Source organism: Pseudomonas sp. W2Jun17, assembly GCF_023127795.1.
GTDB classification, from domain to species: Bacteria; Pseudomonadota; Gammaproteobacteria; order Pseudomonadales; family Pseudomonadaceae; genus Aquipseudomonas; species Aquipseudomonas synxantha_A.
This window is the reverse complement of sequence record NZ_SPKO01000008.1, coordinates 133484-144080: the sequence shown is the minus strand read 5'-3', so window position 1 is coordinate 144080 and position 10597 is coordinate 133484. Positions and strand designations below refer to the sequence as shown.

The window sequence follows — 10597 nt, the reverse complement described above, 5'->3', positions numbered from 1 at the left end:
GAAGAGATTTTGCCGGAGGCCAGTCAGGGGAGCTACTTTTTCAACAGAATCGAACTGTAGCGGTCACAGAGTAGAGGTGCAACGAAATATGACTCTAGCCTTCCATACCGAGCATCAGCAGCTAACATTAATAAGCTAGATTCCATTCATTCGACAAAGGGACGCGAGTCATGATCTCTACACTAGAGCTTCGTCGCATTATCGAATGTGGGTTCCAGCCTCTCTCCTGCAAATGCCCAGCCATCCGGGCGGATCTTTGATGATCAAGGTATTCGATTCGACCACTGAGCGTGCCGATCTCCTGTTCACTGCGGTTACGGCCAGCGAACTGACATCCAGCCGGGCCATTGCAAATTTGATTCGAGAGCCTCGTTCTGAAATGGCAGCGCACCGAGCGACGGGCACGGTGGTATTAACCAAATGGTGATCCTGACCATAAAATGGAGCTGCCGAAGAGATCAATAATGGCCGATCGCTGGCTACCGAGAAGGGCCGCGATCAACTCAAAGGTGTCGCTCGTCTCTCTCAATAAGAGACGTGTGTTCGCGGACGTCTGGTCATTAGTTTCTCAAAAAAGTACCTAAAGTCGCGGCGCCAAAACCGCATATGGCTACCTCCGAACAAGGAAACACTGCGTGAACATAGAATGGGAAAAACTCTCACCCGTATCAGGATTGGGGATCGTTGTTGAGGATGACCCAATACTTCGCGTGTTGATGGTCGAAATTTTGGCCGAGATTGGTCTCCACTCCTTGGATTTTGAAACCGCCGATGACGCTTTGATTTACTTGCTGAGCAGGTCGAATGATTGTTCGCTTGTGATCGCGGATCATGGTTTGCCAGGTCAACTGCAAGGCGCCGAATTTATAGCGTTGGTGAAGACGAAATGGCCGTCCATCGCTACGATCCTCACTTCCGGCTACGCGCTGGATGCCTCAACAGTTTCCACCTCAACGACGTACCTGCACAAACCTTGGTCTATGGAAGATCTAGTGATGGCTGTAGCAAACCAACTTCAACCTGGTCGTTCGCTCCAAAAAACATCATGAAGACGGTGGAGGTATGCCAACAGCAGATGGTCACGACTGACCGCTTATTGCGATTTCTGCCGTTCGTGAAGGGCGGACCTCTCCAGCCCAACCTCAGAAATCACGCGCTTAGCAACAAACCATTTCAGATTGCTGGCACGCGCTCATTATTGAAACCCTGGTAGCTCTGCACATTGAGGACGTCGCCATGGGCCGTCAGAAATTTGAATACCACACTGAGTTCTCTCCCTTTCAGTACGTTGTAAGAACCAAAAAGCTCTTCACGTTTAAGTCCGAAGAGCCCACCACTGAACCCGACACCCAGGGTTTTCTGGAAGATTCTGAACGTGAAAACCGCCTTGCTCAATTAGGCAGCGAAGGCTGGGAGCTGGTCAGCGTCCAGCCTGTGGTCAAAGGAGAAGTCAAGGTTGGCAATCAAAACGCCCAAGGCTGGGCTTACGGATTCGCCTTGCCCATCGGGTATCTGCTGTTCTTCAAACGCCCTATCCACTGCGATTGATGATGTCAGTACCGCCAGAAGAAATCCTTACAGTCCTGAATATGGTTTTCTTGCGGCGACCATAGCTTGATCACGGCAAGCTGACGGCATCAGGAATGACTAGAGCCTAGCCGTGATCCAGTACCCGCGTCTCACTGCACTCACTCGCCGAATTGCCTTGCCAGGTCTCATCGTACTTATCGGATGCAGTCTGCCTGTCTCTCGTGCGGCCGCTACTTCAGCCTCTGAACAGGCCAACTTGGACGTGATGATCCGCCAGTTAAATGCCTTGGAGGACACCGCACGTCGTAGCGCTCAAGTGGCCGACGAACCTGGCAAGCGTTACTTCTTCGATTACCAGCGCCTAGCAGGTGATATCGCCCGAATTCGTCATGGGTTGGAGGGCTATCTAACCCCATCCCGAGCCCAGCCTCGTGATCCTGTTGAGCTGTCAGGCCAATACACGACAGAAGGACGCAAGCCATGAGCATGAGCGGCGCTCAGGCTGCTGCGTTTCAAGCGGCGGGAGGGTTCCCTGCCTCGACGAGCTACCTGTTTTTCGTCGGCGTCGCTGTAGCCATCATCTTTATGTGGGGCGCCTGGGCTATCTGGAGCTGCTACCGAGGATGGGCCACTGGCAACCTTGATCGAACGATTGCCTCGACCTCGGTCGTCCGCATCCTACTGCTTTGCATGATCCTCATCACATTTGTTCTTAGTTGACCCTATGGGAGATACACCATGACTTCATTCTTAAAACCGGGCCGCATGCTGATCGGATTGCTTGCTCTCCCCCAACTGGCCATGGCGGCTCTTCCGCAGTCTCAGCCTCCTACCCGGGGGGAAGGCTCTAACCTGATGCAAACCATGCAGAACTACGCCTTTGACGGTTTTTCTTTACTTGGTCTCATCATCTGCGCGGTCATTTTCAGTGGCGTTGCTTGGCATGCCTTCGGCACCTACCACGAAATTCAACTTGGCAAAAAGAAATGGGGAGATCTGGGAGCGACAGCTGCAGTTGGCGTAGCCATCCTGGGCGTCGCCATTTTCCTCGTTACGAAGGCTACCAACATTCTTTAAAGAGCCTAGGCCATGACAGAACTCTCAGACGACGGAACCTTAATTTTTCTCCCAGTGAGACTGAACAATCAGCCAGTCATCATGGGCGGCCTTACCGCTGATGAAATGTGGGCCACCTTGGCGTTGAGTACCGGTGCAGGGCTGGTGATCGGTATTCCGGCCGCGATATTGACCCAGATTTGGGCACTGATCATCGGCGCAGCCATGCTCTGTGCAGTCCTCGGGCTGATTCTTGCCAGCCGTTTCTTGCGTCGGTGGAAACGCGGTCGACCTGATACATGGCTTTACCGTCAGATGCAATTGAACATCGCACGTTTTTTTCCGACCTGGAATAAAGGCCTGCTGATCACACGTTCAGGCGCGTGGACCTGCCATCGGACGGAGGCTCAATGACTTACCGTAAAAAAGTAGACGCCCAACTGGCCCACATCAACAGCCTGCGCATGGTCATTGGCTTTCTCATTGCCCTGGGTCTGTACATGGCTTATGGCTGGCAGAGCGCACCGCGTGACCTAACTGTTCATGTACCTCCAGATCTGCGTTCAGGTAGCACCCGTAAGTGGTGGGATATTCCACCGGAGTCGGTATACGCCTTCGGTCTGTACATTTTTCAGCAGATGAACCGTTGGCCCGTTGACGGTGAAACCGACTACGAGGACAACATTACCCGCTTGGAAAGCTACCTGACTCCCAGCTGCAAAGCCTACTTGCAGAAAGATTTCGAGCTACGCCGCAATAGCGGGGAACTGCGCAAACGTGAACGGGGTGTATTTGAAATTCCAGGCAGAGGCATCGACGATAAGTCTGAGCAACATATTGAACAGCACAGCATCAATGACTGGACCGTCAACCTGGATATCACCGCTGACGAGCACTACGGCGGGGAGCGCGTAAAGCGGGCATTTGCTCGCTATCCATTACGAATTATCCGATCTGACGTCGATCCCGAAAAAAACCCATTCGGCCTGGCCTGGGACTGTTATAGCAGTAATCCACAACGCATCGAAGTCTCCGAAGAAACGACCAGAGCAGGAGGCAAATGATGACACGCCGCCTACTGATCATCGGGCTCTTAGCCCTTCACTTCTGCGGGTTGGCCAACGCCGTCGAAATCCTGCGCTGGGATCGTATCCCTATAGCACTGCCCTTGATCGTGGGTCAGGAGCGTATTGTCTTTGTGGACCAAAACGTACGGGTGGGTCTGCCTCGTAACCTCGTCGACAAACTGCGCGTGCAGAGCACCGGTGGTGCCCTCTACCTGTTGGCGAAAGAGCCGATTGAACCGACTCGCTTACAGCTGCAGAACATGAACTCCGGTGAGATCATGCTCGTGGATATCATCGCAACGGTAGGGAAACCGAATCAGGTCGCATCCGAGCCGGCTAAAATTGTAGCCGGGGACAGTCCCGCCCCGCGTTACGGCCAAGTCAACGCCAAACCTACAAGCAACCATGCAACTTCTTCCACGGCCCAAGCCAGCGCTCAAGCCGAGGAGGATGAGGACGCGCCGAAACCGCGTCGTGAGACCCCACTTCCGGTGGTCATGACGCGCTATGCCGCACAGATGCTTTACGCGCCCCTACGCACCGTTGAGCCCGTGGAGGGGATTGCTCAGATCAATCTGAGGCGCAGTTTGGACCTCACCACCCTAATGCCGACATTGCCGGTCGAAGCCTCTGCGTTGGGGTCGTGGCGGTTAGACGAGTATTGGGTCACGGCGGTGAAGCTACGTAACACAAGCGCCCAAAACCTCACATTGGATCCGCGTGACCTGATGGGTGACTTTGTCACCGCGACTTTTCAGCATCCCTACCTTGGCGCCAAAGGTGATTCCAGCGACACCTCGACGGTCTACCTGGTGACCCGTGGCCATGGTCTAGCCGAATCGTTATTGCCGGCCGCCATCAGCCAGATCGATCCGAAGGGAGGCCGTCGTGAAGAGTAATCCACTTGTTAAATACCTGGTCATACCGTTCGCGATCCTGGCGATATACGTGGTGGTCAAATTGTTCAATCGCGAAAGTGCCGATCAACAGGTTCATGCACCGGAAACGGTTGTACTTAGTACGAAGGAGGCTAAAAAGCTTGGGGTTGACGGAGATACACCCAGCGACACATTGCGCACCATTGTCGTGGAAAGCAGACAACTCAAGGACCAAGTCTCCAATGCTTTGAAGAACAATGACGAGCTAAAGCAACAGAACATCGAGCTGCAAAAACGCCTGCAGAACATCGACCTCAACGTCGATAACAAACTGCAGAACGTTCAGCAAACGATGAAGCAGGAGGCGCAACAACAGAGCCAAACCCTCTTGGACACACTGCAGCAGCAGTACAATACCCTGAGCAGCAAATCGGGCAGTGGCAATGAGTCTGGATCTGATTTGCCGATCGGCTTCGGCGTTCAGCCAGGTGACGGTCAAGGCTTCAAAGGCAGACCTGGCGCGGACGTTGTTTGGATAGAGCCGCAGGACGCAACGCCGGTCGATGTCAACGGCAAGCCCATCGCTGCAGGGTCAAATCAAACGGCAAGCGGCTTCAACTTCCCGACCTCTTTTGGCGAGTCCGTGGACCGAGGACAAAATGCACTGCGCACGGGCGCTCAAAGTGTTGCGAATGAAATCTCGCCACAGGAGGCCCGCAAACAGGTGCGTAAGGTCTATACCTTGCCGCAGAACTCGACATTGATGGGTTCGGTGGCCATGTCCGCGCTGATCGGCCGGGTGCCCATTGACGGCACTGTCAACGACCCCTACCCGTTCAAGGTATTGATTGGGCCGGACAATCTCACGGCCAACGGCATCGACTTGCCCGACGTCGCCGGCGCGGTGGCCAGCGGAACGGCTTCCGGCGATTGGACCCTGTCTTGCGTACGCGGTCAGATAAAAAGCCTGACGTTCGTCTTCAATGACGGCACTGTGCGCACGCTGCCACAACCTCAAGAAGAAACGAATAGCAGTCAAAATAGTAATAACCAGAACAATGGCAACCAAACCACCATTCAGGGTGGCCTGGGCTGGATAAGCGATGCCTATGGCATTCCTTGTATCAGTGGCGACCGCAAAAGCAACGCCTCGCAATACATTGGCTCGCAGGTACTGATTACCGCCGCCGGCGCAGGTGCTGCCTCCCTCATCAAGTCAGATGGAAACAGCGGCTCTTTTATAAACCCTCAGTCCGGGACCATCGGTTCTGTCGGCGGCTCGGGCAGTGAAGCCATGGGCAAAATCATTGGCCAGGGCGTCAATGACGTCTCCAGCTGGGTCAACAAACTCTACGGGCAAGCCTTCGCAGCGGTGTATGTACAACCCGGGGCAAAGATAGCTGTGCACCTGGACCAGCAACTGACCATCGATTACGAACTCAATGGCCGCAAGGTCAACTATCGCTCAGGAGCCCGTCATGTTTCGACTGCGCTTGACTAATCATGGCTTAAAACTAGGTGCATACCTGGCCATCGCCCTACTCGCCTCGGCCTGTTCCACCAACAAAGACGAATTGCTCCCCCATGGGGACCGCACAATGATGGACGTTTGGGATCAAGGTTCCAGCGGCTCAAGCAGCTCGAGCAGCCGCCAATTGCTCGATGCACGCCAAGATCTTCGTCGGCCTCTGGAGACGAGGGAAACAGACAGCACCATGTTCACACGTACCGCACAAAACGAGATCTACAGCCAATTTAAACGCCTACCCAATCCCGACCTGGTGATGTACGTCTTTCCTCATTTAGCGGGTTCAGACCCGGCACCGATCCCAGGCTACACCACGGTGTTTCCGCTGTATCAGCGGGTGCAATACGCCATGCCTGGCGAACGCACGGAGGCATATTGATGGGTTTTTTTGAACGATTCAAAACGCGACGGGCGACAGAGCGTGTGGAACCTGGCGTAACACCAGGTTCGCCGTTATCTGACGATGTGCAGGGACCAGCAACCGAGACGTTTGAGGCTGCGACAGAGCGTTACTACGAACGCCTTGCTGCCATGGGTATTCCCTCGCCGAGCGATTGGCGTAACCCAAAGAAAAAGCCAGCCACAACCGCTGATGCTGACCGTCTATACGACGTCAACTCCTCCTTCGTAGACCTACTGCCCTGGGTGAATTACCTGCCTGCAGAAAAAGCCATGCTATTGGAAGACGGCGTGTCACGCGCTGCCTTTTTTGAGCTGACACCGATTGGTACCGAAGGTCGGGATCCCGAATGGTTACGCAAGGCCCGCGACGCCCTGGAAAACGCCCTCCAGGACTCTTTCGACGAGCTTGAAACCTCACCCTGGGTGGTTCAGCTCTATGCTCAGGACGAAACCAGCTGGGACGATTACCTTCAGCAACTGCATGACTACGTTCAACCACGCGCACAAGGCACTGCATTCACCGAGCTTTATTTGAAGCTGATGAAGCAACACCTGGAATCCATCTCCAAACCAGGCGGGCTGTTTGAAGACACCAAGGTCAGCCAACTGCCCTGGAGGGGCCAGCAGCGCCGCGTCCGTGTTGTTGTCTACCGCCGTACCCAAGGCGCGCAAGCGGATGTGCGAGGCCAGGCGCCAGGTCCTTACCTGAAAATCATCTGTGATCGCTTGGTGGGCGGCTTGGCGAACGCCGGCATTAAAACCCATCGCATGGATGGTCACGCCATTCGCCATTGGCTGATTCATTGGTTCAATCCACGTCCCGATCATCTTGGCCCTGCCGATGCAGATATTCGCCGCTTCTACGAAGTGGTGTGCAAGCAAGCACCTGGTGCTGCAGAGGGCGAGCTGCCGCTCGCCAGCGGCACTGACTTCTCGCAAAACCTGTTTTATCGCGAACCGCTGTCAGATATTGAGAAAGGTCTGTGGTATTTCGACGGCCTTCCCCATCAGGTGGTGATGCTTGACCGCTTGAGGGATGCTCCCAAGACCGGCCACTTAACCGGTGAAACCCGAAAGGGCGGTGATGCGCTCAACGCGCTGTTCGACAAAATGCCAGAGGACACCATTCTCTGTATCACTCTCGTGATCACCCCGCAGGACATTCTCGAAGGGCATCTGGAACAGCTTTCACGCAAGGCAGTTGGAGACACTCAGGCCTCGATCCTGACACGCGAAGACGTCGCCACCGCCCGTCAGTTGCTCGGGCGCAAGCACAAGCTGTACCGAGGTAGCGTAGCGTTTTACCTGCGGGGTAAAGACGATGCCCAACTGCACGAACGCAGTTTACAACTCAGCAGCGCATTGCTGGGTGCTGGCATGGAGCCGGTGGAACCTCGGGATGAAGTGGCACCGCTGAACTCCTACCTTAGATGGCTACCCGGCAACTTCGACCCTAATGCGCGCAAAGCACTGGAGTGGTACGCACAACTGATGTTCGCCCAACACATTGCGAACCTGGCTCCCGTCTGGGGTAGATCGACCGGAACCGGGCACCCGGGTATTACCCTGTTTAACCGTGGGGGAGCGCCGATAACTTTCGACCCGCTGAACAAGCTGGACCGGCAGATGAACGCGCATTTGTTCATTTTCGGGCCTACGGGTTCAGGTAAATCGGCCAGCGCGACAAACATCCTTAGCCAAATCGTTGCCATCTATCGGCCACGTCTGTTCATTGTGGAGGCAGGCAACAGCTTCGGCTTACTCGGTGATTTCGCCAAAAAGTTGGGTTTGACGGTAAACCGGGTTCGACTTGCCCCTGGATCGGGTGTCAGCCTCGCGCCATTCGCTGATGCCGTGAAGCTCATCGAACCCAGCCAAAACGTGAAGATTATCAAAGCTGATGATCTTGAGGCGTCGGACGAACATCTGACTAGCCAGACCGAGGATGAACAACGCGACATCCTGGGCGAGATGGAAATTGCGGCCAGGCTGATGATCACCGGTGGTGAAGAAAAAGAGGATGCACGTCTTACTCGTGCCGACCGTAGCGCCATCCGCCAATGCATACTGAATGCAGCGAAAAAATGCGTGACGGAACAACGTATCGTTCTGCCGGAAGATATCCGTGAAGCGCTGCGAGAAATGGGTCTCGAGCCCGGTATTCCAAACGCCCGAAGCACACGATTCTTGGAGATGGCGGAAGCCTTGTCCATGTTCTGTATGGGCACCGAAGGCGACATGTTCAACCGTCCTGGCACCCCATGGCCTGAAGCGGACATTACCATTGTCGACCTGGCCACCTATGCGCGAGAAGGATATAGCGCACAGATGGCCATCGCTTATATTTCCCTGCTCAACACGGTCAACAACATTGCCGAGCGTGACCAGTTTAAAGGCCGTCCGCTGATCTGCTTCACGGACGAAGGCCACATCCAGTTGAAGGTCCCACTCCTGTCCCCCTACTCCGTCAAGATCACCAAAATGTGGCGAAAGCTCGGCGCCTGGTTCTGGATGGCTACCCAGAACGTTGACGACGTGCCTCCAGAGGCCTCAGCCCTGCTCAACATGATCGAATGGTGGATGTGCTTAAACATGCCGCCTGATGAGGTGGAGAAGATCGCGCGGTTTCGTGAACTGACTCCTGCACAGAAGTCGATGATGCTGTCAGCGCGTAAAGAAAGCGGCAAATTCACCGAGGGCGTCGTGTTATCCAAAAGCATGGAAATGTTATTCCGGGCGGTACCACCGAGTTTGTACTTGGCCCTGGCCATGACCGAGCCGGAAGAGAAAAAGCAACGCTTCGACATCATGCAAGCCAAAGGCTGCAGCGAGCTCGATGCCGCCATTGAAGTTGCTGCAACCCTAGACCGCTATCGCGGTATCGAACCTCACATCATTACTTTCCCCGAGCAAGTCACGGCCTTGGAGCGCCAAGCATGAGAGCATTGAATTCCCTGACCCAGAACCTGATTGAAAGTCTGACCCAGCTGCTTGAACAACCGGGTGAAGACGCCCTTCAAACCCTTGAGGTGTGTGCACCCGTTTTGATAGAGCAACTGCAACAGGTTTTGGTTCGTGCGGTGGATCGTCGTGACATCGAGTCCCAACTTCACGCGGTTTTAGCCAACTGGCTGCGACAGCACCCACAACCCGAGAATGCTGAGAACGCTCTGCTTGAGTCCCTTCGTAAACAAGCGCTTCTTTCATCGAAGCCAGCCGAGGCTCGGGCATGACAGGCCTACGCAAGTATTGGGTGATGCTGGGGTGCGTTTTGGCAGGCACATCGATGGCCTGCTTAGCCCTCACTCGAAGTGAGATACCAACCCAGCACAACACAGGCCCGTGGTTGTTTGGCCCTTCCCAAGCACGCTGGACTGTGACTGAGTTCGCGGATCTGGAGTGCCCCTACTGCAAGACCTACACACCTGCGTTGAAAACCTGGATACAGCAGCAGAAGGATGTAAACCTGCAGTGGCATCATCTGCCACTGGATGTGCACGGTCCGACCGCAGTGCACGAAGCCAAGCTCGCTGAATGTGCGGGGGCGCTTGGTGGCGCACCTGCGTTCTGGCAAGCCATTGACCAGATCTTTGACCGAACCCGTAGCAACGGTGAAGGATTCGATGGGCATCTGAAAGTTGTTGGTGTTACTAACCAGGCCCTGTTGTCCTGTGCAGCCACCGATAAAGTGATCGCCCAGCGTGTCGGCCAGCAGGCCGAGGACGCCGTCAAAGCTGGGGTTACGGCCACTCCTACTGTCATAATTACAGACAACACGACAGGCAGCTCCGTAAAGCTTGAGGGACCAGCTGACGGGGTGTTGCTGTTATCAGCCATTGATTGGCTAGCTCAAAAAAACGCACCAACGCTCTGATAAAATTGATCGTTGAATCATAGCTTTACGCTCCAGACAAATGTTCGAACTGAATCTATCCAACTGACTGCTTCTACAACATCTGAAGGGTATAGGACCCACGGTCTGTCCTCAAAGTCAGTGCACGCATGGATACGCTGAGCCCATCCGAGATTTAGATGGTCAACTTAGAGGTAAAACCCGCAATCAAGCCGACAGACGGGTAATGTCATGTTTTTGACGAGTAGGTATGTGAGTACTGCGAAGCACTGGTCCAGGCGCC

At 54.7% G+C, this 10597-nt stretch carries 14 protein-coding genes; all 14 read left to right on the top strand.

Going from position 1 to position 10597, the window contains the following annotated elements; translation table 11 throughout:
• The first annotated feature begins 259 nt into the window (after positions 1–259).
• The 14 genes from E4O98_RS07465 to E4O98_RS07400 all read left to right on the top strand — a co-directional run bounded on the left by E4O98_RS07465 (position 260) and on the right by E4O98_RS07400 (position 10335).
• Complete coding sequence (locus tag E4O98_RS07465) at positions 260–427, top strand: hypothetical protein (RefSeq protein ID WP_348984628.1); 168 nt, start codon at positions 260–262, stop codon at positions 425–427.
• Positions 428–635: 208 nt separating this feature from the next.
• Positions 636–1049, top strand: a complete 414-nt coding sequence (locus E4O98_RS07460; protein WP_248134579.1) for a response regulator — start codon at positions 636–638, stop codon at positions 1047–1049.
• A 187-nt stretch (positions 1050–1236) separates the two neighbouring features.
• Entirely contained in the window at positions 1237–1548 is a 312-nt protein-coding gene (locus E4O98_RS07455; protein WP_248134577.1) for a hypothetical protein, read from the top strand.
• A gap of 157 nt (positions 1549–1705) precedes the next feature.
• Positions 1706–2014, top strand: a complete 309-nt coding sequence (locus E4O98_RS07450) for an RAQPRD family integrative conjugative element protein (RefSeq protein WP_248134587.1) — start codon at positions 1706–1708, stop codon at positions 2012–2014.
• Positions 2011–2250 carry a TIGR03758 family integrating conjugative element protein gene (locus E4O98_RS07445; RefSeq protein WP_248134575.1) on the top strand — a complete coding sequence of 80 codons (240 nt, stop codon included), beginning with the start codon at positions 2011–2013 and terminating at the stop codon, positions 2248–2250. Before E4O98_RS07450 ends, E4O98_RS07445 begins: the two co-directional genes overlap by 4 nt.
• Positions 2251–2268: 18 nt before the next feature.
• Entirely contained in the window at positions 2269–2607 is a 339-nt protein-coding gene (locus E4O98_RS07440) for a TIGR03745 family integrating conjugative element membrane protein (protein ID WP_122737131.1), read from the top strand.
• A 12-nt stretch (positions 2608–2619) separates the two neighbouring features.
• Positions 2620–3000, top strand: coding sequence for a TIGR03750 family conjugal transfer protein (locus tag E4O98_RS07435; RefSeq protein ID WP_220382063.1), 381 nt, complete (start codon positions 2620–2622; stop codon positions 2998–3000).
• A complete protein-coding gene (locus E4O98_RS07430) occupies positions 2997–3650 on the top strand; it encodes a PFL_4703 family integrating conjugative element protein (protein WP_248134573.1) in 654 nt (217 codons plus the stop codon). The genes E4O98_RS07435 and E4O98_RS07430 overlap by 4 nt, the downstream gene beginning before the upstream one ends.
• Entirely contained in the window at positions 3650–4552 is a 903-nt protein-coding gene (locus E4O98_RS07425) for a TIGR03749 family integrating conjugative element protein (RefSeq protein ID WP_248134586.1), read from the top strand. The genes E4O98_RS07430 and E4O98_RS07425 overlap by 1 nt, the downstream gene beginning before the upstream one ends.
• On the top strand, positions 4542–6032 hold the full coding sequence (locus E4O98_RS07420) for a TIGR03752 family integrating conjugative element protein (RefSeq protein ID WP_248134571.1): 1491 nt from the start codon (positions 4542–4544) through the stop codon (positions 6030–6032). The genes E4O98_RS07425 and E4O98_RS07420 overlap by 11 nt, the downstream gene beginning before the upstream one ends.
• On the top strand, positions 6010–6438 hold the full coding sequence (locus E4O98_RS07415; protein WP_057710725.1) for a TIGR03751 family conjugal transfer lipoprotein: 429 nt from the start codon (positions 6010–6012) through the stop codon (positions 6436–6438). Before E4O98_RS07420 ends, E4O98_RS07415 begins: the two co-directional genes overlap by 23 nt.
• Complete coding sequence (locus E4O98_RS07410) at positions 6438–9401, top strand: conjugative transfer ATPase (RefSeq protein WP_248134569.1); 2964 nt, start codon at positions 6438–6440, stop codon at positions 9399–9401. The genes E4O98_RS07415 and E4O98_RS07410 overlap by 1 nt, the downstream gene beginning before the upstream one ends.
• Positions 9398–9694: a hypothetical protein gene (locus E4O98_RS07405; RefSeq protein WP_248134567.1), complete on the top strand. Its 297-nt coding sequence runs from the start codon at positions 9398–9400 to the stop codon at positions 9692–9694. The genes E4O98_RS07410 and E4O98_RS07405 overlap by 4 nt, the downstream gene beginning before the upstream one ends.
• Positions 9691–10335 (top strand): thioredoxin domain-containing protein, encoded by a 645-nt coding sequence (locus E4O98_RS07400; RefSeq protein WP_348984627.1) that lies wholly within the window; start codon positions 9691–9693, stop codon positions 10333–10335. The genes E4O98_RS07405 and E4O98_RS07400 overlap by 4 nt, the downstream gene beginning before the upstream one ends.
• Positions 10336–10597: the final 262 nt, after the last annotated feature.

Excerpts from the sequence above, each read along its gene's own strand:
- E4O98_RS07410 (WP_248134569.1), top strand. The coding sequence starts at position 6,438 with ATGGGTTTTTTTGAACGATTCAAAACGCGACGGGCGACAGAGCGTGTG.
- E4O98_RS07400 (WP_348984627.1), top strand. The coding sequence starts at position 9,691 with ATGACAGGCCTACGCAAGTATTGGGTGATGCTGGGGTGCGTTTTGGCA.
- E4O98_RS07415 (WP_057710725.1), top strand. The coding sequence starts at position 6,010 with ATGTTTCGACTGCGCTTGACTAATCATGGCTTAAAACTAGGTGCATAC.
- E4O98_RS07465 (WP_348984628.1), top strand. The coding sequence starts at position 260 with ATGATCAAGGTATTCGATTCGACCACTGAGCGTGCCGATCTCCTGTTC.
- E4O98_RS07435 (WP_220382063.1), top strand. The coding sequence starts at position 2,620 with ATGACAGAACTCTCAGACGACGGAACCTTAATTTTTCTCCCAGTGAGA.
- E4O98_RS07405 (WP_248134567.1), top strand. The coding sequence starts at position 9,398 with ATGAGAGCATTGAATTCCCTGACCCAGAACCTGATTGAAAGTCTGACC.
- E4O98_RS07425 (WP_248134586.1), top strand. The coding sequence starts at position 3,650 with ATGACACGCCGCCTACTGATCATCGGGCTCTTAGCCCTTCACTTCTGC.
- E4O98_RS07440 (WP_122737131.1), top strand. The coding sequence starts at position 2,269 with ATGACTTCATTCTTAAAACCGGGCCGCATGCTGATCGGATTGCTTGCT.
- E4O98_RS07430 (WP_248134573.1), top strand. The coding sequence starts at position 2,997 with ATGACTTACCGTAAAAAAGTAGACGCCCAACTGGCCCACATCAACAGC.
- E4O98_RS07455 (WP_248134577.1), top strand. The coding sequence starts at position 1,237 with ATGGGCCGTCAGAAATTTGAATACCACACTGAGTTCTCTCCCTTTCAG.
- E4O98_RS07445 (WP_248134575.1), top strand. The coding sequence starts at position 2,011 with ATGAGCATGAGCGGCGCTCAGGCTGCTGCGTTTCAAGCGGCGGGAGGG.